Source organism: Cellulosilyticum sp. ST5 (genome assembly GCF_046529625.1).
GTDB lineage: Bacteria > Bacillota > Clostridia > Lachnospirales > Cellulosilyticaceae > Cellulosilyticum > Cellulosilyticum lentocellum.
This window is the reverse complement of record NZ_CP132338.1, coordinates 514,126-537,645: the sequence shown is the minus strand read 5'-3', so window position 1 is coordinate 537,645 and position 23,520 is coordinate 514,126. Positions and strand designations below refer to the sequence as shown.

At 34.1% G+C, this 23,520-nt stretch carries 29 protein-coding genes; 6 read left to right on the top strand and 23 right to left on the bottom strand.

What is annotated here, in order from left to right; all coding sequences use genetic code 11:
• Position 1: 1 nt before the first annotated feature.
• The 13 genes from QTL86_RS02550 to QTL86_RS02490 form a co-directional block, all read right to left on the bottom strand.
• Entirely contained in the window at positions 2 to 745 is a 744-nt protein-coding gene (locus QTL86_RS02550) for a DUF669 domain-containing protein (RefSeq protein WP_410496375.1), read from the bottom strand.
• A 3-nt stretch (positions 746 to 748) separates the two neighbouring features.
• Positions 749 to 1,060, bottom strand: coding sequence for a VRR-NUC domain-containing protein (locus tag QTL86_RS02545; protein WP_410496374.1), 312 nt, complete (start codon positions 1,058 to 1,060; stop codon positions 749 to 751).
• Positions 1,061 to 1,071: 11 nt separating this feature from the next.
• The gene (locus tag QTL86_RS02540) at positions 1,072 to 1,263 is read right to left on the bottom strand and encodes a hypothetical protein (RefSeq protein WP_410496373.1); all 192 of its coding nucleotides are present in this window, start codon (positions 1,261 to 1,263) and stop codon (positions 1,072 to 1,074) included.
• Positions 1,264 to 1,267: 4 nt separating this feature from the next.
• The gene (locus QTL86_RS02535; protein WP_410496372.1) at positions 1,268 to 2,635 is read right to left on the bottom strand and encodes a DEAD/DEAH box helicase; all 1,368 of its coding nucleotides are present in this window, start codon (positions 2,633 to 2,635) and stop codon (positions 1,268 to 1,270) included.
• 2 nt (positions 2,636 to 2,637) lie between these two features.
• The gene (locus QTL86_RS02530; RefSeq protein ID WP_410496371.1) at positions 2,638 to 3,261 is read right to left on the bottom strand and encodes an AAA family ATPase; all 624 of its coding nucleotides are present in this window, start codon (positions 3,259 to 3,261) and stop codon (positions 2,638 to 2,640) included.
• A complete protein-coding gene (locus QTL86_RS02525) occupies positions 3,261 to 4,964 on the bottom strand; it encodes a hypothetical protein (RefSeq protein WP_410496370.1) in 1,704 nt (567 codons plus the stop codon). The genes QTL86_RS02530 and QTL86_RS02525 overlap by 1 nt, the downstream gene beginning before the upstream one ends.
• Before the next feature lie 13 nt (positions 4,965 to 4,977).
• Entirely contained in the window at positions 4,978 to 5,310 is a 333-nt protein-coding gene (locus tag QTL86_RS02520) for a hypothetical protein (protein WP_410496369.1), read from the bottom strand.
• A gap of 114 nt (positions 5,311 to 5,424) precedes the next feature.
• Positions 5,425 to 6,138, bottom strand: a complete 714-nt coding sequence (locus QTL86_RS02515) for an HNH endonuclease signature motif containing protein (protein ID WP_410496368.1) — start codon at positions 6,136 to 6,138, stop codon at positions 5,425 to 5,427.
• A gap of 2 nt (positions 6,139 to 6,140) precedes the next feature.
• Positions 6,141 to 6,299: a DUF6906 family protein gene (locus tag QTL86_RS02510; protein WP_410496366.1), complete on the bottom strand. Its 159-nt coding sequence runs from the start codon at positions 6,297 to 6,299 to the stop codon at positions 6,141 to 6,143.
• Positions 6,296 to 6,514, bottom strand: a complete 219-nt coding sequence (locus QTL86_RS02505) for a hypothetical protein (protein WP_410496365.1) — start codon at positions 6,512 to 6,514, stop codon at positions 6,296 to 6,298. The genes QTL86_RS02510 and QTL86_RS02505 overlap by 4 nt, the downstream gene beginning before the upstream one ends.
• Positions 6,511 to 7,188: an antA/AntB antirepressor family protein gene (locus tag QTL86_RS02500; protein ID WP_410496364.1), complete on the bottom strand. Its 678-nt coding sequence runs from the start codon at positions 7,186 to 7,188 to the stop codon at positions 6,511 to 6,513. The genes QTL86_RS02505 and QTL86_RS02500 overlap by 4 nt, the downstream gene beginning before the upstream one ends.
• Entirely contained in the window at positions 7,172 to 7,372 is a 201-nt protein-coding gene (locus QTL86_RS02495) for a hypothetical protein (protein WP_410496363.1), read from the bottom strand. The genes QTL86_RS02500 and QTL86_RS02495 overlap by 17 nt, the downstream gene beginning before the upstream one ends.
• 25 nt (positions 7,373 to 7,397) lie before the next feature.
• Positions 7,398 to 7,616, bottom strand: coding sequence for a helix-turn-helix transcriptional regulator (locus QTL86_RS02490; protein WP_410496362.1), 219 nt, complete (start codon positions 7,614 to 7,616; stop codon positions 7,398 to 7,400).
• Between the two features lie 176 nt (positions 7,617 to 7,792).
• Here QTL86_RS02490 and QTL86_RS02485 point away from each other — a divergent pair, with 176 nt between their 5' ends.
• The 5 genes from QTL86_RS02485 (at position 7,793) to QTL86_RS02465 (ending at position 12,680) form a co-directional block, all read left to right on the top strand.
• Entirely contained in the window at positions 7,793 to 8,215 is a 423-nt protein-coding gene (locus QTL86_RS02485; protein WP_410496361.1) for a helix-turn-helix domain-containing protein, read from the top strand.
• An 11-nt stretch (positions 8,216 to 8,226) separates the two neighbouring features.
• Positions 8,227 to 8,655 carry an ImmA/IrrE family metallo-endopeptidase gene (locus QTL86_RS02480; RefSeq protein ID WP_410496360.1) on the top strand — a complete coding sequence of 143 codons (429 nt, stop codon included), beginning with the start codon at positions 8,227 to 8,229 and terminating at the stop codon, positions 8,653 to 8,655.
• Between the two features lie 106 nt (positions 8,656 to 8,761).
• Positions 8,762 to 9,781, top strand: coding sequence for a tyrosine-type recombinase/integrase (locus tag QTL86_RS02475; RefSeq protein ID WP_410496359.1), 1,020 nt, complete (start codon positions 8,762 to 8,764; stop codon positions 9,779 to 9,781).
• Between the two features lie 718 nt (positions 9,782 to 10,499).
• Positions 10,500 to 10,883, top strand: a complete 384-nt coding sequence (locus tag QTL86_RS02470; RefSeq protein ID WP_013657872.1) for a BlaI/MecI/CopY family transcriptional regulator — start codon at positions 10,500 to 10,502, stop codon at positions 10,881 to 10,883.
• A 3-nt stretch (positions 10,884 to 10,886) separates the two neighbouring features.
• Positions 10,887 to 12,680 (top strand): BlaR1 family beta-lactam sensor/signal transducer, encoded by a 1,794-nt coding sequence (locus QTL86_RS02465; protein WP_410496358.1) that lies wholly within the window; start codon positions 10,887 to 10,889, stop codon positions 12,678 to 12,680.
• A gap of 7 nt (positions 12,681 to 12,687) precedes the next feature.
• Here the strand turns inward: QTL86_RS02465 and QTL86_RS02460 are convergent, their stop codons facing one another.
• The 4 genes from QTL86_RS02460 to tgt form a co-directional block, all read right to left on the bottom strand.
• Positions 12,688 to 13,893 carry a DUF6070 family protein gene (locus tag QTL86_RS02460; protein WP_410496357.1) on the bottom strand — a complete coding sequence of 402 codons (1,206 nt, stop codon included), beginning with the start codon at positions 13,891 to 13,893 and terminating at the stop codon, positions 12,688 to 12,690.
• Positions 13,894 to 13,911: 18 nt separating this feature from the next.
• Positions 13,912 to 15,141: a DUF6070 family protein gene (locus QTL86_RS02455; RefSeq protein WP_410496356.1), complete on the bottom strand. Its 1,230-nt coding sequence runs from the start codon at positions 15,139 to 15,141 to the stop codon at positions 13,912 to 13,914.
• A 224-nt stretch (positions 15,142 to 15,365) separates the two neighbouring features.
• Positions 15,366 to 15,788, bottom strand: coding sequence for a preprotein translocase subunit YajC (yajC, locus tag QTL86_RS02450; RefSeq protein WP_013657876.1), 423 nt, complete (start codon positions 15,786 to 15,788; stop codon positions 15,366 to 15,368).
• Positions 15,789 to 15,802: 14 nt separating this feature from the next.
• Positions 15,803 to 16,933: a tRNA guanosine(34) transglycosylase Tgt gene (gene tgt / locus QTL86_RS02445; RefSeq protein ID WP_013657877.1), complete on the bottom strand. Its 1,131-nt coding sequence runs from the start codon at positions 16,931 to 16,933 to the stop codon at positions 15,803 to 15,805.
• A 180-nt stretch (positions 16,934 to 17,113) separates the two neighbouring features.
• Here tgt and aroC point away from each other — a divergent pair, with 180 nt between their 5' ends.
• On the top strand, positions 17,114 to 18,217 hold the full coding sequence (gene aroC / locus QTL86_RS02440; RefSeq protein WP_127067284.1) for a chorismate synthase: 1,104 nt from the start codon (positions 17,114 to 17,116) through the stop codon (positions 18,215 to 18,217).
• Between the two features lie 108 nt (positions 18,218 to 18,325).
• On the opposite strand, the gene QTL86_RS02435 is transcribed toward aroC, so the two are convergent.
• The 6 genes from QTL86_RS02435 to cls all read right to left on the bottom strand — a co-directional run bounded on the left by QTL86_RS02435 (position 18,326) and on the right by cls (position 23,480).
• Positions 18,326 to 19,234 (bottom strand): CPBP family intramembrane glutamic endopeptidase, encoded by a 909-nt coding sequence (locus tag QTL86_RS02435; RefSeq protein ID WP_410496354.1) that lies wholly within the window; start codon positions 19,232 to 19,234, stop codon positions 18,326 to 18,328.
• Positions 19,235 to 19,388: 154 nt separating this feature from the next.
• Positions 19,389 to 19,997, bottom strand: coding sequence for a hypothetical protein (locus tag QTL86_RS02430; protein ID WP_410496353.1), 609 nt, complete (start codon positions 19,995 to 19,997; stop codon positions 19,389 to 19,391).
• A 66-nt stretch (positions 19,998 to 20,063) separates the two neighbouring features.
• Complete coding sequence (gene fliB / locus QTL86_RS02425) at positions 20,064 to 21,218, bottom strand: flagellin lysine-N-methylase (RefSeq protein ID WP_410496352.1); 1,155 nt, start codon at positions 21,216 to 21,218, stop codon at positions 20,064 to 20,066.
• A gap of 28 nt (positions 21,219 to 21,246) precedes the next feature.
• Positions 21,247 to 21,456 (bottom strand): hypothetical protein, encoded by a 210-nt coding sequence (locus QTL86_RS02420; RefSeq protein ID WP_013657882.1) that lies wholly within the window; start codon positions 21,454 to 21,456, stop codon positions 21,247 to 21,249.
• 91 nt (positions 21,457 to 21,547) lie between these two features.
• On the bottom strand, positions 21,548 to 21,982 hold the full coding sequence (locus QTL86_RS02415) for a YaiI/YqxD family protein (protein WP_013657884.1): 435 nt from the start codon (positions 21,980 to 21,982) through the stop codon (positions 21,548 to 21,550).
• Between the two features lie 76 nt (positions 21,983 to 22,058).
• A complete protein-coding gene (cls, locus tag QTL86_RS02410) occupies positions 22,059 to 23,480 on the bottom strand; it encodes a cardiolipin synthase (protein WP_410496351.1) in 1,422 nt (473 codons plus the stop codon).
• Positions 23,481 to 23,520 lie beyond the last annotated feature (40 nt).

Here is a 23,520-nt window from a genome sequence, read left to right as displayed (position 1 = left end):
TTTAGAATGGTAAGTCGTCATCAGATTGTGGTTGTTGTACGTTATTTTGTGGTTGATTGCCTTGCCACCCTTGACCAGTTCCTGCTACATTAGTACCTACATTATTGCTTGGATAATAATTTCCCTGGTTAGGAGCTCCACCATTTTGATTTCCGTATCCTTGGTTACTTGGATTTCCTTGTTGTCCATTATTATAATTTGGGTTAGCTGCTTGGCTAGGCTGCTGGCTTCCTGTACCGTAGTTACTTTGATTTTGGTTACCATATTGCTGATTAGATCCTTGATTGTTTGATGTGTTCCCTTGACCTTCAACTCGAAAGTTGTGCTGACATTGCGGAAACTTAGTAGCTGATAAAAATGATACACGTTCCTTTTGCTCTCCGTTGTATTCCTCAAGCTTAACCGTAGCAAGCATAGGCCTTCCAAATAAGAACTTACCCCAATCTTGGAAACTATTAAATGTAGCACCGTTTTGAATACCTGCATGTTTACTAACTGTATTTATTTGCTTAGCATAAATACCTTTTTCTCTAGTAGTTGGTGTATCCCAAATTGTGTACCAAAGGTATTTATTTTTGTATTCCTGATTAATATCATTACGGACAACCAATTCAATTTGAATGTAAGGCGTACCCTTTTGCTGACTTTGACCTTCTTTAACCTCTTTGATTACTACCTCATAATCACCTGGTTTCATTAACCCTTGTTGTTCTTGCGTGTCGTTTGTATTTACTGTAAATGCCATAGCTTATTCTCCTTTTCCTATTAATTTAAGTGCTTCTTCTATGCTTCTTGCTGTGCCAGCAATATAGCCCGCACAACGCATTCTTGCTAAAAACTGTTTTTGCTCTTTGCTTAACTTACCTTTAGGTGTCTTCGTTTCGATAAATGCCACAACGCCATCATTACCGAAATACACTAGATCACTAAGTCCCTTGAATCCACACTGTACACGACCACCGTATTCAGTGTAGAAGTTACCTACATTCTGCCTTACTACTAACCCATGAATTGATAATGCACATCTGATTTCATTTTGAATGGTTGTTTCTGATTTCATGAGCACTCCTCCTAGCTTTTCTTATTTAGCCAGTCACCTTCCATTTCAAAATAAATAAATCTACTACTTTTCTTAGTTGGATTTGTTACGCCATACTTATTTAAAATTCTTTTGTATGGGCTATTTGGGTCATTATACTCTTTAAGTGATAGTTTAAATCGCGTAAACGTTTTACCACCCACTGTAATTAAATTCATTTCCATAATCTTAACCCCCAATCCTTACCCCATAATTTTTACTGTTCCAAAAGTGCCAAGCATAACCTGTTTTCTTTCCATTTTCCTTGCACCACTCGACACATTCTTGATAGCTATTACATTCAGCTATATTACTTTTAGACTTAGCTATCTCTCTTGCCTGTTGCTTCTCTGCTTCTTTAATCTCACTAAGTTTTATCTCTGCCTGCTGTTCAATCTCCTTACGTTCTGTAATATAAGCTGCACCACATACAGGACAGACATTTTCAGTATTCGGGTATGTTGCAAAGCACTCTTTACAAGTTCTAACTACTAAATTCCCTTCTTCATCAAACTTAGTTTTCTTCTGTTTTTGCTTTTCAGTTAATGACCACTCTCTATCATCATCTGGCATACCATGACGGAGATAATTACCTACGTGATCTATAATGATAGCTGTCTTATCTGGCTTATATCTCATGCAGCGCATAGACTGTTGAATGTATAAACTGAGAGATTTAGTAGGTCTTAGTAATATCACAACGTCACAATTAGGTACGTCAAATCCCTCTGATATAAGCCCTACATTGCAAAGCATCTTGCACTCTCCAGTTCTAAACTGTCTTATAATATCAGCTCTCACACTTGCCTCTGTGTCACCATCTATATGCCTAGCGTTTATGCCATGTTCACGAAACATTCTTGCCATTTCTTTGCTGTGCTCCACGTTCACGCAATAGCAAATACCTTGTTTACCATCTGCTAACTTACGATAGTATTTAATAACGTCACCATAGATTTTATTTTTATTAAGCAGCTCATCAACTTCTTTGATATTGAAGTCACCACCTACCGAATGCACTTTAGAGAAATCTGCAAGTGTAGGGGCGAAATAACGGTACGGTGATAAGTTCCCCATTGCTATTAATTGCTTTACTGTTGGTCCTTCTATAAGGGTGTCACATACACCGCTTAAACTGTCCCCACCTAGCCTACATGGGGTAGCTGTCACAAATATTCTAGGTACCTGTGCGAAATAGTCATAAATCTTACGATATGTATTAGCTTTACAATGATGACCTTCATCAGTAATAATCAATGAATACTGTGGTAACTTCTCTAAGCGCCTACTTGCCGTCTGGACCATCATTACATCAGCTAGCTTCTTATCTACTCTATATTTACGAAACGTTGCTTCTATTTGCTCACACAGCTCTTTCCTATGTACCAGGAATAATACTCTGTTATGCTTATCTGTGGCGCCCTTTGCTATATCTGCGGTGATGATAGACTTACCACCACCGCAAGGAAGAACTATGCAAGGGCTTTTAAATCCTGCTCTTAATGCTTGCTTTAAGTTGCTTATAAGCTGTTCTTGATATGGCCTAAGCTTAAACATTACTAAATACCCCAGTAGGCTCTAATAGTTTGATCAACCAGCTTAAGGTCATTATCTATTTCAAACTGCTCAAACATCCCAAAAGGAGACTTAGCAACATCCATTCCATCCGTTTGAGTACGGAAAAAATGTCTACCTTTATCAGCCATGCATCTTAGCACTACTGTAAACATCCCCTCTATACATACCTTGTCATCTAGCAATTTACCTATTGTTTTAGGCTTGATTTCACCAAAATCGCTTCTATCCTCATGCATAATCACATAGACAACCTTTTGTGGAGGCAATGCTTTTATATGTTCAATCAATCTCCAAAATTCGTCGCCTAGATTGTTATATAAAGCAAACACCGCATTACCTGCACCTGCTGTACTGTGCTTATTCATAAACATATTTGTGATTAAGTAACTAGCATCATCAATAACAATGCTGTCACTTGATGATTTATCTAACAGCTGATGAATTTTGTTATAATCATCTGTCTCAATTGTTTTCTTAAACTTTTTTTGAAACGGAAGAGGTTTTTTACTCACATTGATTAGTGAAATTTCTTCCTCTCCAAAATTTCTTAATGATGTTGATTTACCTTGTCCTGATTTACCTATAAGTAACACCGCAACTCCCATTATCTAAGCACCTCTCCTTCTTTTACTTTAGCTGCTATCATCTGTGTTTCTAACTGCGGAATAACTGTAATGCTTTCAGCATTATCCACGAATACTGGATAAACATATCCTGTCGCATTCATTAGCAAGTTACTAATTTCAAGTCCTGCTTTAATACGTTCTGATGTGCTCAATAGATTGAAGTCTTTATCCTCATACTGAAGCTTGAAATCATCCTTAACTTCTCCAGTAGCTTTAATAATTTTTTGGAACTGTACATTCACTTTATCAAGGAACTGTCCTATAAACTCACCTTGCATTTTAAGCTTTGTACTATTAAATTTTTTAGCTCTCTCAATATCTCTATTAAGCTTTTCTCTGAGTGGCTTAATAGTATTTAATTCAGTTTTAGCAGCTTCTACTGCTTGTGCATCTTTTTCTTGTTGTTCGATAAGTTGTTGTCTATTTCTATTGAAGCTATCAATATCTCTTTTTTCATTTTCTAAGCCTTGAATCTGCTGCTGAATATTTGCTTTTTCATTCTGCAAATCATTAAAGTATTTATTATTTTCAGCTTGAAGCTTAGAAATATCATTACCTTGAATCTGTTGCTGAATATTTGCCATCTGTTTATTAATTTCTTCAAGTTCTTTTGTATCATCTGATTTACGTTCTTCTTTCTTCTTCTGCAACATATCCTGAATATCTAATATTTCAGCCGCTACTGTTTTACCTTTAGCAACTACTTCATTAATCTGCTGTCCAATCTGTTCTCTCATACCAGGTGCTGCTTCAATTTCAGTGTGACAATTGGGGCAAGTTACTGTTTTAATAATCTCAAGCTGAGCTTTTAAGTTACTATGTTCAGTAAGCATTCTTTCACGCTCTAACTTCTTATCGTTTAACTGCTTTTCTTCTGGGAATATAACGTAATCAGTTTCTAACTTATATTTTCTTGTGCTTAATATACTTAATTGATTGGTTAATTGTTTATGACTTTCAACCTGCACCGAAATATCATGTAACTGTATAGGCTTAGAATTGAGTGTTTCTAATTCCGCTTTTAATTTGTTCAACTCGTCCTGCTGAGTGAATACCTTCTCTTCTGGAATTTCAATGTCACCTTTACCTACCACAAATCCTTTTAAGAAATTCTCTCTGCTATCAGTCTCTGTAAGCTCTTCTCTCTTACGGTCAATATATAACTGTGGAACCATGAAGGCATCATCCATTAATGCTTGTCCTTCAGAACCCATCTTAGTAATCACTTCATCAAAACTTATTTCACCCAAGTACTTCTGTAGTAATTCCTTCTGGTCCTTTGGAGTCATTGCTGTAAAATATACTGGATTAAAAATACTTAGGAATAGATCCTTCTGCTTGATCCAGTTCATTAACTCTACCTGCTCAATACTATTAGTATCTAGAATCAACTCTGCTTTGTTACCTTTCTTCGCTCTAGTTAAAATGTGTTCCTCACCATCTACCTCAAACATGAGCATTACGTACATATCTTTACTTTCATTATTAAGTAGCTTGCCACCAGCTTTTTCTACACCATCAGTGCCAGTTCCTATGAATGCAAAACAGATTGCATCTGCTATACTTGATTTACCTTGACCATTGTCCCCTTCAATCACTGTGTTTTCACTAAATCTAACTACCTTCACGTTCTTATATGGCTTAAATCCTTTGATTTCAATTTGCCTTAACTGTAATTTCACAATTTATCCTCCTTTATAGCACCACCATGTGCTCTTTTAAGAATTCACTTAAACAATCAATATGTACCATGTAGCCTCTTACAGATATTACTGTCATACCTTTATATAGATCCTTATTACACCCACAGCTGCAACGTCCCATATAATTAGTGTGATAGTCGTATTCGGAAGTAGTTACCAGTTCAATACTTACTTTTTTTATGTACTCTTTGAACTGCTTTCCTTTTAGTTCCCTGTTCTGCTGTTTTAAATTATCAGCTCGTGCAGCAGCTTCGACTTTAGTAACCTCTAAGCATCTTATTTCATTTTCATTTCTAATTACCTTGCATTCTCTGCCATAGGTCACTCTATCTCACTCCCAACTCGTTATTTTCTTACATCTCTCATTTACATCACTTCTTTTTGTGATATAATAAATACGATAAATTTTTATTTGTGTGCATTATTTAAGTTTGCCGACTTAAATAATGCTCTTTTCTTGGTCCATTTTCCACATGAAGCCTATTGCAGGTCTTTCCTTCTTGATTGCATCTCTTAAAGTTTTTGCATCTGTATAATTGACTGTGGCTGCTTTCTTTAACGAGTTATACTCTGCAAGTATTTCTCCAGTATCTAAATCTATCTGTTGAACTTCAACTGTTCTTACTGGAGTACACTGTATTTGCATAAGTCTATTTCTTTTTATGGCACCTAGATTTTCAACTCTATTATTGGCCTTATTGCCATCTTTGTGATAAATAACATGTCCTTTAGGCACTTCACCAATAAATAGTTTATATACCCATTCTTGAGCTCTAAAATCTTGCCTTTTTCCATCAACTTTTATTGCCATAGTCTGACTCGTGCTTTTTGTTCCATAGAAAGGCAAGCGATAAACACATCTATCTTGGCATCTTAACCATGATCTGTATCTGCCATAGCTACTTACTTGCCATAAACTATTCGGGATATCTCTCCAAACTTCATCAGGTATAATCTGTTTTGCTAATAGTTCTCTAAACACGCTTAGTGGCGTATCTAATTCTAATAAGTAACAGTTTAAAATCTTAAGCTTGCATCCTATGGAACCTCTCACGGAGTTTACTGTTCTTCCAGTAATTCCAGCTACAATATTCAAATCAGTGAGTTTTCTTTCAGCTGTGAACGGATCGAATAAGCATACTTTCTTAGACACAATTAAACCTCCTTATAAATATTTCTTTTTTGTTTACCTGAGCGAGATATAATAACTAGCATCTCATTGGTGTCACGTTCTACTAACCAGTTCTTAGGATCAAGACGTCTACTTGAAATCAAAATGCATTGCTTTTTAGTTGGCTTGGTACCATGTTTCATTTCATCCTCCTTCTTTTTTCTTTTTCACGTCTAGCAACTAAAGGTTGTCCTATCCTCCAAGATGTGTATAAGATTGTGGATAACACTAATACATATCCCCAACTCATGATGAATTCATCAATGAAGCATGTAACAGTTAATACTAGTCCTACTAGAACGACTGTTGCGATTGCTAGCCCTAAGTCTTTTAGCATATCCTTTATCAGTTCTTTCACTTACACACCTCTATTCCTATGTAGTTACTACCATCTTTCTTGATTGAGTGACCTTGAACCATACGCTCTAGTAATAAATCTTCAAATTGTTGCTTAGGATATGGTTCGTAGTGTGGTGTATTTCTGCACCATCTGCAATAATGATTGTATAAGTCATTACATTTTATTTTTCCTGCCTTTAAATATTTAATCTGAGTGTTAACATATTCAGCTACTTCATTGGTTGTATTCTGATACATGAGCCGTATGTCATTATAGTTTTGTAATAGCTGCTCATTTTGTTTTGATGTTTCTTCTAGCTCTTGTACTGCATCTAAATACATTTCCTTAGGTATCATATTTTTCTTTACAGCTTCAATAAGATTTTCCTCACACTTGATGAAGTACTTACGGATACGACGACCTATTTCATTCTTTTCTAGCATTGCTAACTCTTTAGCCATTCCTAATGTGATTTTGTATTCAACTGACTTCCTATCTCCACCTCTTTTTTGGTTACTCATTTTTGAGTAATCAAACTCTTGTATTGTAAAATCAAGGTTTTCTTCAAATCCATATTCCGAAATTCGTCTAGCTATCCAATCGTTAAATCGAGTGTCAACTTTTAATTCATTATGTAGTTTTCTAGCACTAACTTCCCCATTATCAATAGGAATATTAATCACATTGTTCATCCACATTCTCCTTCCCGATATACTCATCTAATAGTTTAGGACTTATGTAATAATTCCAGTTTTTCTTTCCTGTCTTAGTTGCTGTTCCTATTGGTAACAGACCACGCTGCATACACAGCCTAACAAATTGAGGAGCCTTACCCATTCTTCTTGCAGCTTCTGCTATAGTAACTTTTTGTGACATATAATCCCCTTCCTTTATTCGCATTTCATGCGACATTAGATGCAAAAAAAATTGAAACTGCTTCTTCACAACTTAAATTTAATACTTCAACAATCTTGTTAGCTTCTTTGATTGATAAAGTATCACAATTATTTCCTATTTTTCTGTACAATGTGCTTCTGTCAATCCCTATTTTATCTGCTACTTCATTAATCGTTAAACCATTTTCGACAATCTTCCCTTTTAACTTGTTCACATTTACCATATTTACACCTCCTTTAAAGTCGCATATGATGCGATTTACTAAATGGTAACATTAAAAAAAATACAAGTCAATACTTTTTTCGCAACTCATGCAAAAAATATATTATTTTCATTATTTTTAGTTGCAATAATGCGACTATTGGTGTAGAATACATTCAATGGAGGTGTAATTTAAATATGAATATAGGCGAGAGAATTAAAAATAGAAGAAAAGAATTAGGCTTATCAGTAGATGATGTTGCAAATAGTTTAGGAAAAAATAGAGCTACTGTATATAGATATGAGAGCAATGAAATTGAAAATTTACCAATTACCATTCTTGAACCATTAAGCAAAATACTAAAAACTACAACAGGCTATCTTATGGGATGGACTGATGAACCTTCGCTAGAACAAATGAATCCTCTTACTGGTAAGAAAATGACAAAAGTAGAATTAAATCAATATGAAAAAATTATGAATGAATCTGCGCTACTCTTCGATGATGAAGATGTGTCTGATGAAGATAAAGAAAAGCTCATGCTCGCACTGAATGATCTGTTTTGGAAGTCTAAACAAAAAAACAAAGAAAAATATGCCAAATCACACTCAAAAAAATAGGAGGATTGCCTGTGGATATAGCTAGAAGAGTTAACAATCTAGTATCCATGTACAATACCCATGACCCAATACGAATAGCTGAACTTAGGGGAATTGATGTAGACTACTATGATTTAGGTGAAATAAAGGGGATTTACAAAAAAATACTAGGCAATAGATATATTGGTATAAATGAAAATTTAGATGAACTTTGTACGCTCATTGCAGCCGCTCATGAACTTGGGCATGACGTTCTTCACAGTACAAAACAAATACAACTAATGAAAGATTCGTTTATATTACCTAAAAGTGGAATAATCGAAATACAATCAAATAAATTTGCTGCTGAATTACTTATTTATGATGGTGCTAATTATGAACACTTAATAGCCAAAAATAAAGAGTTATCAATTCGTATGATTCGCACTCTAATCGAGTTAAAGAACACTAATATAAAATAGGGTTATGATGCTACCAACACCATAACCCTACTGAGTGCATAATTTATACACCCTAGCATATTTAGTATAACTTATGCACTCCTAAATATCAATAAGAAGTGATTTTATGAAATTACCCAACGGATACGGTCAAGTATATAAACTTAAAGGGAAACGCCGTAGACCTTGGATTGTAAGAGTAACAACTGATTGGGAAGTAGATACTGAAAAAGGAATATATAAACCTATACTTTCTACGATTGGATATTTTGAGAAACGTGACGTAGCTCTTCAAGCTCTGGCTGATTATAACCAAAATCCATATGACATAGATGCTTCTAAGATTACATTCTCTGAGCTATATGAAAAATGGTCAAAGGAACACTTTGAAAAAATAAGTGACTCCAGGATAAGAGGAACAAGATCAGCGTATTCTAAGTGTATATTGCTACACAACATGAAGTTTAAAGATATTAAAGCTGCTCATTTAGAAGGAGTATTAAACAACTGCACTGTAGGACAAGCAACTAAGCAACACATCAAGAGTCTTTTCAATCAACTTTACAAATACGCTATGAAGAATGATATTGCAAAAAAAGACTACTCTGCTCTTATTAATCCAATAGGCAAATATGATCGGGAGAAAAAAATCGAAATATTTACTGAAGAAGAAATACAAAAGCTATGGAACAACCTGCATATTGAAAATGTGGATATAATACTAATTGGTATTTATAGCGGATGGCGCCCTAGCGAACTTACAGATTTAGACCCTAATAATATAAGCTTAGAAAACGGCACAATGCTCGGGGGAATAAAAACTGATAGTGGTATAGATAGAATTGTGCCCATCCACAATAAGATTATTTCTCTCATACAAAATAGACTGAATACAGCGCATGCCACGCTGTTCGGCATAAATTATGAGCAATACAGATATTCATATAAAAAAATCATGAAAGCATTAGATATACAGCATAATCCACATGAAACTAGGCATACATTTATATCTAGAGCAAAAGAAGCTAGAGTAGATGAATATTGTCTAAAACTGATTGTTGGACATGCTATTGCTGATTTAACAGAACGTGTATATACACACAGGCAAATAGAGCAACTTAAAGATGAAATAAATAAAATTCAGTAGTTGTCCTTTATGGGCAACTTTTTTGTATTCTTACAAAAAATATGTAGTCTTCTAATTCATTGATTATCATAGTTAATATTTAAAATTCCTTGTTAGGAATTTGTTAGGAATAAATCATGTTTTGCTATGATTTATTAATTCTTTTGATAATTCTTATTTTCTTCTATGCTTTGACTATCAATAAAAAGTAAAGAGAGGAAGCCATTGGGGATTGGCTTCCTCTCTCGTTCCGTTCATATTTTATAAACAGGAAAATAGATATATTATGGGGAGATTTTGTAAGCAAAAGATTAATTCTCTTGCTTGATACTTATATTACACTACCTTTATTAATAAAATATGAATTGAAAATGAATATTTTTATTTATTTTATCCAATTTTTTACTGTATAAGTCTCATTTTTTTGTTTGTTTTTATCTATATATTGTATCTTAATATGATTAATCTTACTCTTGAAATTTACAAACACAAATCCACCATGTCCTTATTTACTTTATGGATTATTCTATTCTTCTTTTACCCTGTTTAAGTTACTATCATTTTTTATAGGCTTACTCTGACTTTTATATCGTAAATGACACATATTTTACATTTTTCAAAATTTTAATATCACTGCATTTAAACCATTCATTTCATTCCTAATGATTGACATAGTAGAAAAAGTAAGCCTATAATTTATTTATCTATTACATATGTAAGATTAAGGAGGTTATTATTTTTGAATTCAATACCCCAAATTTCTGAAGCCGAATATGAAGTTATGAAAGTCATTTGGAACTATGCACCTATTAGTACCAATGATGTTATTGATAAACTTTCATCCACTACATCATGGAGTCCTAAGACCATTCAAACCATGCTTCTTCGTTTAGTTAAGAAAAAAGTATTAACTTACGAAAAAAATAGTCGTGTATTTGTTTATACTCCCTTAGTTAGACAAGAAGATTATTTAAATAAGGAAAGCACTTCTTTCCTCAATCGTTTTTATAACGGTGCTTTAAATGCGATGGTTCTTAACTTTTTAGAAAATGATAAACTTTCTCAAGAAGAAATTCACACATTAAAACAGATTTTAAATACAAGAAAAGAGAAAGGAGATTAGAAAATGTACTTACCTTTTTCTATTCACTTTTTAGTTTGCTGCTTTTTACTTTCTTTTTTTATAGGAGGTATTTTATTAGTTAAATACCTCTTTAAAAATCAGCTTTCTACAACATTTCAATATTATCTAGATTTTATCCTTTGTTTTACTTTACTAGTGCCCTTTATTCCGAACACCTTCTTTTACTGGAATATACGAACCCTATTACCTTTTAGTTTTAGCGATTCTACAACATACTCTGAGTATGGAAATTATTCTAAGCAAACCTTATCTATAATTAATCAACGCTTATTACAAGATTTTTCTATTTCTACAGACAAGCAGCTACCCGACCTTTTGATCACTAGCTTTGAAGTTATATGGCTCTCAGGTATTTTACTTCTTGTTTTAATTGCTATATGCTATCATAAGCGTTTTTATCAAAAACAAAAGTATTTAAAACCCGTCACAGATTCCGCTCTTATTTCTTTATTGACTACTTGTAAACAGGAATTAGGAATCACGTCATTCATTGATCTTAGATTAAGTAGTTCTATTAAAAGTCCAATTTTAACAGGATTACTAAAGCCTAAAATCATTTTACCCCATACTCTTACTCAATCTTACTCAATACAAGAAGTACGTTACATTTTTCTTCATGAATTACAACACTATAAACATAAGGATATCTTAATAAATTACATCATATCAGCTTTAACCATAATTTATTGGTTTCATCCCTTGATTCTTTACGCCTTAAAAGAAATGAAGCTAGACCGTGAATTGGTCTGTGACTCTTCTGTACTCAATGGCTTAGAAGAAAATCAATATGCTGACTACGGCTATACCCTGATTCATTTTGCCGATCAAGCTCATTCCTATTCATTGGCACCTAGAACTAATCTGAGCCAAGGTAAAGAATTACTTAAAAAGCGAATTATTCATATTACCCATTATCAATCCCCCTCAAAAAAACTTAAGGTAAAAAGTTATTTTATTTTTGGCTTAGTTGTTTTGATTACCCTACAAACACTTCCACTTATTGCTAGGCCTATTTCTAATAAGGTAGCTTTTAACTTTGGTTCAAGCAATGTTAAGGAAGAAGATTTACATGCTTTTTTTGGTGATTATATAGGTACTTTTGTTCTATATGACCTTGAAGAGGATACTTATTCTATTTACAACAAAACCCATGCTTTAGAAAGAACTTCTCCCAATTCTACGTATAAGCTCTATAGCGCTCTCTTTGCTTTAGATGCCAATACTATAACTCCTGAACATTCAAAACGTATTTGGGATGGCACTATTTATCCTTTTGAAACTTGGAACCAAGACCAGACACTAATTTCTGCTATGAATTATTCAGTTAATTGGTATTTTCAAGACTTAGATACAGCCCTAGGTGCATCAAAACTTGCTACTTATCTTAAAAAGCTACACTATGGTAATGAAGATTTATCGGGTGGAATGGATACCTTTTTGTTAAATTCTTCCCTCAAAATTTCTCCTTTGGAACAAGTTCAGCTTCTAACTGCTTTTTATAAGCAGGATTTAGCTTTTAATCCCAAAGACATTCTTACTTTAAAACAAGCCATTAAAATTTCTGAGTCTTCCACTTATATTCTTTCAGGTAAAACGGGAACTGGACGTGTTAATGATAAGGATATAAGTGGTTGGTTTATTGGATACATAGAAAAAAGTGGCAAAGCTTATATCTTTGCCACCCATATAGCAAGTAAAGAGTATGCTGATGGAGCCCGTGCTGCCGACATTGCCATTTCTATTTTAAATGAAAAAGGCTTATATGAAGCCTCTTAACCTCCATTTATTCGTTTTTGTAGATAATGGTACTATTTTCCTTTGTTCTAGGTATGTAAGCTGGATAAATATCTTCTTCTGAAGCTTTTAAACTATTAGATACATAAACGAATCTACCTTGCTCCTTCAATCTAATGGTTACTTCATGAGTAAAGGCACTATCTGTACTATGTTGTGGCCAAACGGCATCTACTACTAATGTTAAAGTCCCATCCTGATGCTTGATGCAATCTATAACCTCTGGTAGTGGTGGTGTTTGAAAAGTATATTCACCAGCAGAGCGACTATACCAAATATACTTTTTAAGCACCTCATCATAGAGGGCATTTCTTCTGATCTCTGCCTTTGAAATATCAAAATAAGTCATGATAAGTTCCTCAAAAACTTCGGTTTCTATCCCTTTAGTATAATCTTCTAGCTTAATCCAATGACCCGTTTTTAAGTAATAAAGCTTCTCAAATAAATCATTGAATTGGAGTCCTCCTAAATCATTTTCATTCCAGTTCGTTAAAAATAAATTATTATTTTCATATCCTATAGACTCAATATACTTTTTACATAACTGGCGATATTCATCCCTTAATGGTATGACTCTAATAGCTTCATAACCATCATTATAATCCATGCCAAAAGGTGCAAGAGACTCATATGACCGTTTATAAAGCAAATATCCTTTCCTTGTATATTGCCATTGATAGATTATAAATTTTTCCATATAAGTGATTTCTGGTTCCTTAGAATCATTCCAACTTACAACCGTTTGCATCACACTCATACTGTCTTCTTCCTTATTAAAATCTAATCTCACGATACCACCATCAATTGTTACCCTATACAAAGTAGCCTTAGTATCTTCTCCTGCCTCTACCTCTTTACAAAAAGATTCTATAATCTGAGGATTTTTCATATTTACCTTATTATCACTATCTGTAACAGGGATTCCTGCCTCTCCAACTATTTCCACAATCTCTTTAATTTGCTCTTCACTAATAAAAGGATTAGACTGGTAAAACACCCGATAAAGGTTAGCTACTTCAAGTATCTCTTCACTGCAAATCCTTTTCTCCTCTTCACTCATAGGAAGCTTTACATATTCTGGCTGTATTTCTTCAGTATATTGTTCCTCTAAGATTGCTTCATTTTCCTGTAGGCTTAACCCACTGCAACCCGTTAAGCATACTAATAGTATAATCATTCGTTTTAACCTTTTCAAAATCTCACCTTCTTTAATTTAATCTATTTTTATCCTATTTCTATAAACTGGAATGATTTGATTTCCTTTTGGTTGTATGCTATTTCCTATATAATAAAAGTTACCATCAGATTGAGGCACAATAGTCACTTCATGTGTAAATGCACAATCTGTACCATATTCTTCCCATAAAGCATCTACCGTTAATGTTATACTTCCATCCTTGTTTCTTATACAGTCAATTACCTCTGGAACAGGGTAACCTTTTGGCGTAGCCGTATAATTTGCACAACCTAATACTTGCCACTTATAATATTTTGTCTGCTGATCATAATAGGCGAATTTTTTTAATTCTTCTCCCGTAATAGTAAGATAAGTACATAAAATAGTTTCAAATTCTAGCTCAGGGATACCCTTCTTGTAACGCTCTACATTTATAGATTCTCCCTTTGTTAAATAGTAAAAATACTCAAACACATCATTAAAAGCAATAGGTGTCATATCCTCTTTGTTCCAATTCGCTAAAAACAAGTTATTGCCTTGATATCCAATAGGCCTTATATAAGCATTAGTAAGCTCTAGGTATTCTTCTTTTAGTGGTCTAACTCGAAGAATACTATAGCCACTACATTCTATAAACGGTGAAAAATATCTTTCATAAATCAAATATCCTTTGTCTGTATACTGCCAGTTCTTCAACTGATACTTTTCCATATAAGTTACCTGAGGTTCTATAGATTCGTTCCACCCAACACTTACTACCATTAAATCCATTTGTTTATTTTTTACATGAAAATCTAATCTTGAATATCCACCATTTCTATGAAGTTCATAAATGGTTACCTCAGCCTCCTCTCCTGAAAGTGCTGCTTCACAAAATACTTGAGCAAGCTTACTATTTGCCATATTAAAATGCCCAGCATCATCTATAACAACCTTATTCTTTCTAGCTAGACATTCTTTAATTTCTTCAACGATTTCTTCTGAAATCACTACATTATATGACTCTCCCTTATCAGCTGCCTTATAAATAGTTTTATAAAGTAAAGCCACCTGCACTGCTTCTTTTTCTATTTTTTGCTTTTCTTCCGGTTCTATTATGAGGTTATAATTTTCTTGTTCTACTGTATCATCATATTCCACCACTTCTACCTCTCGCCTAGTTAATGTTTCACTTACTATTTCACCTGAGGGAGATTTTCTTTCAGCACAACCTCCTAGCAGTAGGATTCCTAAAATACCTAATAAGCTAACCCATTTATTTTTCATCTTTTCTTCACCTGACCACGTATATATATTTTTTTATCCCCTATTACAGTGCGTATTTAAATCTTACATTTGTAAGACTTAAATTCAAAAAAAGATTAACTATCGAATATTTATTTTATTCAAATTAATCTTTTATCAAATATTACATCTGTAAGATTTAAAAGTCAAGTGCGTTTACTATAAAAGGCGTATAAACATGGTTTATACGCCTCTAGCTTACTTTATTATTTTTTTACTTCACCAATTTCGTTGCCGTTTTCATCTACTTCTACTTCTACTTCTACATATTCATATTCTGTACCGTCATCGTCAACTAAATCAGCTTTTTTACCTACTGTTAAGTTTGGCTCTGCAACACGTGCAACAGTTGATCTTACCACTGGAATACGTACACTTTTGTTAAGACCAAATTCAACAATAAAAGTATCATTGATAATGTCTACAACTTTACCATATAGTCCAGAGTTAAGAAGAATAGTATCGCCAATCTTTACACTATTTTGCATTTCTTCAACTTGTTTTTGTTGTTTCTTTTGTGGTCTAATTAAGATAAACCACATTACACCAATAATAACGGCGTAAATTAATAGCATACTCATTAATCCACCGCCAGCACCTGCAGTTGTTGTTAATAATACTGTGTTCATTTGTCTTCCTCCATTTATTTATTATTTTTATAGCCTTCTAAACGCATTTTCTTGTAAGCTGCAAATTCGCCTTTGTCTAATGCGTCACGAATCTCAGTCATAAGGTTGTTAAAATAATGCAGATTATGCATCACACATAAGCGCATGCCTAACATTTCTTTCGCTTTTAATAAATGTCTAATGTAAGCTCTACTATATTTCTGACAAGTTGGACACTTACAATCTGCTGCAATAGGTCCCATATCTTTTTCATGTTTTTGATTAAATAAATTTAATTTACCTTCATTGGTATAAACATGTCCATGACGACCATTTCTAGCTGGCAATACACAGTCGAAGAAGTCAATTCCTCTATCAACAGCTTCTAGGATATTCTCTGGTGTTCCTACCCCCATTAAATAAGTTGGCTTATTTTGTGGTAAGTATGGTACAACAGCTTCTAACACATGATACATATCCTCATGAGATTCTCCTACAGCTAGTCCACCTACAGCATAACCTGGAAGGTCAAACTCACTAATAATCTTTGCATGTTCAATACGTACATCTGGCAAAATACCACCTTGGTTAATACCAAATAACATTTGCTGTTTATTCACAGTATCTTCTAGGCTATTTAAGCGATTCATCTCGTCCATACAGCGTTTAAGCCATCTGGTAGTACGTTCTACAGAAGGCATAATATAAGCACGATCTGCAAGGGCTGGTGGACATTCATCAAATGCCATGGCTATAGTTGAGCCAAGATTAGATTGAATTTGCATACTTTCTTCTGGTCCCATAAAAATTTTACGACCATCTATATGTGAAGAAAAGTATACTCCTTCTTCTTTGATTTTACGCATGGCAGCAAGTGAAAATACTTGAAATCCACCTGAATCCGTTAAAATGGGTTTATTACATACCATAAACTTATGAAGACCGCCTAATTCTTTAATCAGCTTATCTCCTGGTCTAAGATGTAAATGATACGTATTGGATAATACAACCTGGGTATCTATTGTTTCTAAATCTTCTGTAGATAAGGCTCCTTTAATAGCGGCTACTGTGGCAACATTCATAAACACTGGGGTCTCAATAACACCATGTGGTGTATGAAATCTACCTCTTTTTGCACGTCCCTCTACTTTTAGTAATTCATACATGGGGTGTCTCCTATCTTTCCATACTCTTTAATCAGTTTACAGGAAAATGTATTTCTTTTCAATAAGTGCCTACTTTATTTTTAGCATTTTTCGCGAATATTAAACAATTATTATTGAAGAATATGTAACCCTCTGATAAAATGAGTTATATTTCAAAATTTTTATAAAGGGGGCATCTTCATGTCAGGTTCAATATTCGGTAAAATGTTTTGCATTTCTACATTTGGGGAATCCCACGGGGAAGCCTTAGGTGTAGTAGTAGATGGCTGCCCTTCTAATATACCTATTGCATTAGAAGATATTATGAAGAATATGGACAGGCGTAAGCCTGGTAATCCTAAAGTGGCAACGGCTCGCAAAGAGGATGATCAGGTAGAAATCCTTTCTGGGGTATTTGAAGGTAAAACAACAGGTACACCTATTGCTATGCTTATTCGTAATAGTAATCAAAAGTCTCATGATTATAGTCAAATTAAGGATGTTTATCGCCCTTCTCACGCTGATTTTACTTTTAATCAAAAATATGGCATTCGTGATTATAGAGGTGGTGGACGTTCCTCTGGCCGTGAAACAGTAGCCAGAGTTGCTGCAGGTGCTATTGCTAAGAAATTCTTAGAGGCGTTAGGTATTACTGTTACAGCTTATACGCGCGCTATTGGTCCTATCACTGTTGCACCTGAAGCTTTTTGCCTAGATGAATGCAGAGAAAATCCTGTTAATATGCCAAGTAACCAAGTAGCCGAAGAAGCACTCGCATTTATTGCTGAAGCTAAAGCTAACTGTGACTCTGTAGGTGGTGTTGTAGAATGTATGATTACAGGTTTAAAACCTGGTATTGGCGAAACAGTCTTCGATAAACTCGATGCTAGACTGGCTTATGCCATTATGGGAATTGGCGCTGTTAAAGCTTTTGAAATGGGAAGCGGTATTGAAGCAGCTAAAATGTTAGGTTCTAAGTATAATGATGCCTTTTACAGTACAGATGGAAAGGTAAATAAACATACGAATCATTCAGGCGGCACACTAGGTGGTATGTCTGATGGTAGTGATCTCATTTTTAAAGCGCACTTCAAACCAACACCTTCTATTGCTAAGGCACAGCAAACCATTAATACTTCTGGGGAAAATACACAAATCGAAATTCATGGTAGACATGATCCCGTTATTGTACCTAGAGCTGTCGTCGTTGTAGAATCAATGGCCGCTCTTACCCTAGCTGACCTTATTTTATGTGATTTAGGTGCTAATATGGACCATATTAAAGCACTTTATTCAAAGAAATAATCCTCATTATAAATCATTTAATCACCAATTTACTATTACCTAAAAGGTGCTGATGCAACTATTCTATTTTGCATCAGCACCTTTTTATTTACCTATCTCTCCAGTTAATTATCTACTCGTCTCTTCTACCCTTTCCTCAGTATACCAAAACAAGTTGATAATAATAGCTGCTAACATAACAAGAGTTGTAGCTAAACTTGCTTCTATTCCAAATTCTCCCCCTGTCAAAAGCGTATTGCGACTTTCCATACTTCCTCTTATCAGTTCACCTGTAACCCCTATAGGATTGCCACTAACATTTAAACCAAGTATATTTCCTTGGACAAAATTCCAAGCTGTATGCCATCCACATGCAATCCACAGATTTCCCGCTCTGAGCGTGTACAGTGCCAAAAAAATACCCGTTAAGCTAATATTTAAAATGGCAATTACACTACTACCACTGTTAAAAAGATGTAGCATTCCAAAGCATACAGAGGATACAACAATACCTGTAGCAAAACCTCTTCTTGTACCTATTCTTGGTAAAAGATATCCTCTAATGAGAATTTCTTCTGAGGCTCCTTGTATCATCCATGCAAGTATAACGATCCCAAAAGATAAAATCTGAGAGGGATCAATGCCTCTTATTTCAAAACTTATTCCTCCTCCTAATGCTACAATAGCCACTACCACAAGTAGCATCATCGTCCCTGTCAAAATGCCTTTTCCATAACTTTGTATGGTCTTGTGACTAAAAATCAAACCTAAACTCGTTAGCCCTTTTCCTTCTATGCATTTCACACTTAAATAAATCAAAAAAATCATTAAACTTGCATTTATTATTAAATTAATTCCTAGTAATAATGGTAAATAACTATACAGGCTTGGCATTAATTGAAGCCCAAGTTTGATAATACTATTCCCTATGAGCTGTGCTATTAAAAGTGCACCTATAGCCAGAATCATATTAAGTATATCCCATCTTACTGCTTTATTCTTCTCCTCTTTAAGTTGTTCTAGCCATTTATCCTCCATGATAAGCCCTCTTCTCTTTATGATCCCACTTTTTATTATAATCATATTATGTGGACCACGGCTAAACTTTAGATTTATTTAATAAAAAGGATTAAAAAAGATAGCTTTTTGTCATTAAAGCTATCTCTAAGTTTATTTTACTCTTTTAATCTTATTATTTAATCTTTATAATTTTAAACTTCTGATCCTCTTCAATCACTTTTATACGAAAAGCTTTTCTAATTCCTTCCATACTTCTAAGCTGATTAATGTACCTTACATTTTGTGTATCTACAATACGTTCCAGCATAGGATAAATATCTTTCTTTTCACCTTGAGTTAATTTATTCTTAAAGCAGTACGTATTAACAGTCTTTAAAGTATCTAAAATTTGTTGCTCACGGATTTTAGTGAGATCGGCTAATACCCATGTATATTCCTTTGTTTTCTTGGCTGTATCATAGGTTTCCTTGAAAAAGTTTAAAAAAACATTTTCACGCCCTACTTGCATACCTGAATATTTACCTAGCTTTGTCTTTAATTCATTTTTAAGATACACAATGGTGTTAGGCTTCACTTGTTCCGACATCGCTTTAATAGCTTCCTCAATTAAGTTATAGCTCTCTTTCAATTGCTTTTCATCTAACGCTGTTTTGCTTAACCTTTTCAGCTTATCCATATATTCTAAAATACTTTTCTTTGTAGTTAGTGCTTGTCCATGAATACTTGCTAATAATTCTTCTGGGCTTAATCCCATTAAATTTTGCTCTTTAAGATTTTCCACGCCTTTTGTCCTTTCTTATTTGTTTCTAGTGTTACTTGCTCCTTATTCTTATTCATCTTTCAACTTTTACTTATTTTCTATAGCTTTTATCAATTGCTTTCTATAGAGTTCATTATGATCAAAAACCTTGGTAAAGGCTTGTAAAAAGTTAACGACTTTTTCCTTGGTTAGTGATTCATGATGGAGCACTAACCCAATAAGATGTAATTCTATAAGCTGCTTATAGAATTTTAAATAAGCTAAGCTTTGTAATAGAGTTTCTCCATCCAAAGGCACGGCTCGTTCATAAATATAATTCACAAAGTAGTTCTCCAGTATATAGCTATAGGAATTTAAGAAGGTTTCTTCATAAATCTGGCAACCTTTTTCAAATTGTTGCTTATTAAAACCACCTTCTTTGTCTAAACCTTGTAGCATCTCTTCATAAAAGGCTTCATAGGAAGGTGAAGGCCACTTTTTACCGTTTCTCATGCTTTTTAAAGCATCTAGTAAGATGATATATGCACGCTCATCATAACTAGCCTCAGACACTATGGTTTTATTTTGCCTTTCATTAAATGTCCTCTCTTGAATAAAACTTGGTATTTTCTTTAAGGCCCCTATTCTCACTAAATGATCTAACTCTCTCATATAAGCTTCTAATTTTAAGAAACGAAGTTGAAAAGGATCTTCTCGCTTTTGTAAGCGTTCAATAAGGAACTGCCTTATCTCTAAAAGGTAATCCTGATAACCTTTTGGTTTTTGTGGATTAACGGCAAGCCTTGCACTAATCACCACTTGCTTCTCAACTCGCTCTTCTTCCTTAAAGGTGATTCCCTCTGGATTTAACAAAATTCTTCTGGCTGCTTCCGAACAAGATAATGCTAAAGAACACTCTAAGGTATCATTGACCTGATTAAAGGTACGTGGATAGAGCTGACACGTTTGACTTAAGTACTGCTCTCCCAAATGAGTGTAAAGGTCACAAAGTCCCTCTGAAGATAAGAAAGCACAACGGTTATTCTTAAGTTTAATCTTAGCTACATGTTCGCTACTAACCGGCCCCTTCTTAGCAACTAATTCTTTATCTAAACGCTTTTTCATCACAGGGTCTTTTACCTTTTTATATTTTTTATAAGTTGCTTCATCAATGGCAATATACCAACCTGCGCAGCAAGTATCCTGGCAGGCACCACCTATACACCTAAAGGTGTCAAAATAACTAGGTACCCTATATTTCATGATTCCTCTCCTTAACCATTAACTTTATTTAAAGTGAACGATAAGCTTCCTTAATCGCTTCCAGCTCCCTCATATCAAACTTCTTAGCTAAATAGCTGGTTTGATCTACTCGTCTCATCGCCTTACTCATTTGTTCTTCAAAAAGTTCAATCTCTCTGGTCTCATCTGTTGGTACTTTGCTTAATCTTCTTCTAATGCTTAAAATCTCTTTAATAATCGTTTCTTTTGGACTACTCATTTTAATTCCTCATTCCTATTTGTTTCATGTTTGCTTACTTTAGCAACTACTTGACGTACATGATTATTATCAAAAGCAATCTTCACATGTATCATTGCGCTTCAATAACCTTTATTAAACTAGCTTTAAAAGCTTCATTTTGCTTAGGATCTCTTTTCTTTGGACCTTTTGTTCTTCCACCTTGTCTTCTTACTTCTTTGGCTATATGTCTACTAAAAAGCAAGGTAGACAGATTATCATCTGAAAAAACAAGACCATTTTGATTCATAGCCTTAGCCTTTTTAGCTAAGGCCATAGCTGCTAGTCCATAATCCTGAGTAATGACTAAATCACCTTCTTTTGTATCGTTGACTAATACAAAGTCTACGGCATCACTACCTTTTGTCACTACTTTTGTTATAGCTCCTGGCTTTTCAATATGATGAGAGGTATCACAAAAAATAATAACCTCTATAGCATAGCATCTAGCCACCTCTAAGGTAAGGTCAATGACTGGACAACCATCACCATCTATTAATATTTTCATGTGTTCCCTCCTTATTTTCTTTATTTTACCCTGTTTATTGTAGCACTATCTTAGGCTTCTTAGCAAATAACATTCTCTACAAGAGTGGTGACAATAGCCTACTAAGAGATTCTTCTATGCGTTCAAACCAGCTTCTTTTCTTAAATTCTTCTAGTAAAATCTCTTTGCAATGTTTTTCATCCTCTAGAAAAATGACTCTATAAGCTTCTGCTACCCCTTGGTCATACATAATGGCATTAGATTCAAAGCTAATCTTAAAGCTTCTAATATCCATATTGGCACTTCCAATAGAACACATTTTGTCATCTACTACAATAGCCTTAGCATGTAAGAAACCATTATAACAAAAAACTCTTGCTCCCATCTCTAACAACTCTTCTACATAAGATAAAGTTCCTTTGTAAACAAAGCGTTTATCAGGAAGCCCAGGAATCATAATCCTCACATCATTTCCCGAGTAACACGCTATACGTATGGCATCTAAAAAAGATGCATCCGGTATAAAGTATGGGGTTTGAATATAAACATAATTTTCTGCACCCTGAATCATTTTAACATAGGTAAGCTTAATATTTTCAGTTGTTTCATGAGGTCCACTAGATACAATTTGAATAGGAACAGTCCCTGTAAAATGCTCTTTTCTTTGAAAATACTTGACCATATGCTCCATTCTTCTCCCCGAAACGTGTCTATAGTCTAATATGAAACGCATTTCCATTAAAGCAACCGCCCCTCCTACAATACGAAGATGTGTATCTCTCCAAGGCTTTAATCTCTTATCCATTCCTTGATAGCTATCTGATAAATTCATACCACCTATATAGCCAATCTCTCCATCTATAATCACAAGCTTTCTGTGATTACGATAATTCGCTTTTAAACTAGCAGTAGCTTTTAGCGGCGAAAACATATTAACTTCTATGCCTGCTTTTTTATACTTTTTATAAACCTTCATTGAATCTTTCACTTGTCCTAAAGCATCAAAAAGTACATTAACCTCTAACCCTTCTTCCTTCTTAGCTTTTAAAACCTTAAAAACAGCTTCTCCAATTTGATCATTACCTATAATGAAATATAAAAGGTGAATATACTGCTTAGCTTCTTGTAAATCCCTTAATAAATCTTCATATTTTTCTTTTCCATCTGTATAAATCTTGACTTCATTATTATTAGTGCATAGAGCTTGATCTACTTTTAAATTCATTTGCATCAATTGCTTATAAGTGGCATTGACTTCCCTCCCACCACTTAAATCTCCTAATTGACGGTCTACAATACGTTTTACAAAACGTTCTTCTTGTTTCTGAAGACTTAATGCTTTCTTACTGGTAAACCCTCTTCCAAATAGTAGGTATAAGAAAAAGCCCACCAAAGGCATAGTGGTTAAGGCTAATAACCAAGCCATAGTCGTCACAGGATTACGCCTTTCTAAAAAAATAACGGCGATAATAGCAAATAAATTGAGAATCAGTACAATAGTAACAACAATACTGAACATAAGTCCTCCACTTCTAGCTGATAGTAATTTCTAAATTTCA

Coding starts and splice junctions, on each gene's coding strand:
- QTL86_RS02550 (WP_410496375.1), bottom strand. CDS start 745: ATGGCATTTACAGTAAATACAAACGACACGCAAGAACAACAAGGGTTA.
- QTL86_RS02545 (WP_410496374.1), bottom strand. CDS start 1,060: ATGAAATCAGAAACAACCATTCAAAATGAAATCAGATGTGCATTATCA.
- QTL86_RS02540 (WP_410496373.1), bottom strand. CDS start 1,263: ATGGAAATGAATTTAATTACAGTGGGTGGTAAAACGTTTACGCGATTT.
- QTL86_RS02535 (WP_410496372.1), bottom strand. CDS start 2,635: ATGTTTAAGCTTAGGCCATATCAAGAACAGCTTATAAGCAACTTAAAG.
- QTL86_RS02530 (WP_410496371.1), bottom strand. CDS start 3,261: ATGGGAGTTGCGGTGTTACTTATAGGTAAATCAGGACAAGGTAAATCA.
- QTL86_RS02510 (WP_410496366.1), bottom strand. CDS start 6,299: ATGAAACATGGTACCAAGCCAACTAAAAAGCAATGCATTTTGATTTCA.
- QTL86_RS02500 (WP_410496364.1), bottom strand. CDS start 7,188: ATGAACAATGTGATTAATATTCCTATTGATAATGGGGAAGTTAGTGCT.
- QTL86_RS02495 (WP_410496363.1), bottom strand. CDS start 7,372: ATGTCACAAAAAGTTACTATAGCAGAAGCTGCAAGAAGAATGGGTAAG.
- QTL86_RS02490 (WP_410496362.1), bottom strand. CDS start 7,616: ATGGTAAATGTGAACAAGTTAAAAGGGAAGATTGTCGAAAATGGTTTA.
- QTL86_RS02485 (WP_410496361.1), top strand. CDS start 7,793: ATGAATATAGGCGAGAGAATTAAAAATAGAAGAAAAGAATTAGGCTTA.
- QTL86_RS02475 (WP_410496359.1), top strand. CDS start 8,762: ATGAAATTACCCAACGGATACGGTCAAGTATATAAACTTAAAGGGAAA.
- QTL86_RS02465 (WP_410496358.1), top strand. CDS start 10,887: ATGTACTTACCTTTTTCTATTCACTTTTTAGTTTGCTGCTTTTTACTT.
- QTL86_RS02455 (WP_410496356.1), bottom strand. CDS start 15,141: ATGAAAAATAAATGGGTTAGCTTATTAGGTATTTTAGGAATCCTACTG.
- yajC (WP_013657876.1), bottom strand. CDS start 15,788: ATGAACACAGTATTATTAACAACAACTGCAGGTGCTGGCGGTGGATTA.
- tgt (WP_013657877.1), bottom strand. CDS start 16,933: ATGTATGAATTACTAAAAGTAGAGGGACGTGCAAAAAGAGGTAGATTT.
- aroC (WP_127067284.1), top strand. CDS start 17,114: ATGTCAGGTTCAATATTCGGTAAAATGTTTTGCATTTCTACATTTGGG.
- QTL86_RS02435 (WP_410496354.1), bottom strand. CDS start 19,234: ATGGAGGATAAATGGCTAGAACAACTTAAAGAGGAGAAGAATAAAGCA.
- fliB (WP_410496352.1), bottom strand. CDS start 21,218: ATGAAATATAGGGTACCTAGTTATTTTGACACCTTTAGGTGTATAGGT.
- QTL86_RS02420 (WP_013657882.1), bottom strand. CDS start 21,456: ATGAGTAGTCCAAAAGAAACGATTATTAAAGAGATTTTAAGCATTAGA.
- QTL86_RS02415 (WP_013657884.1), bottom strand. CDS start 21,982: ATGAAAATATTAATAGATGGTGATGGTTGTCCAGTCATTGACCTTACC.
- cls (WP_410496351.1), bottom strand. CDS start 23,480: ATGTTCAGTATTGTTGTTACTATTGTACTGATTCTCAATTTATTTGCT.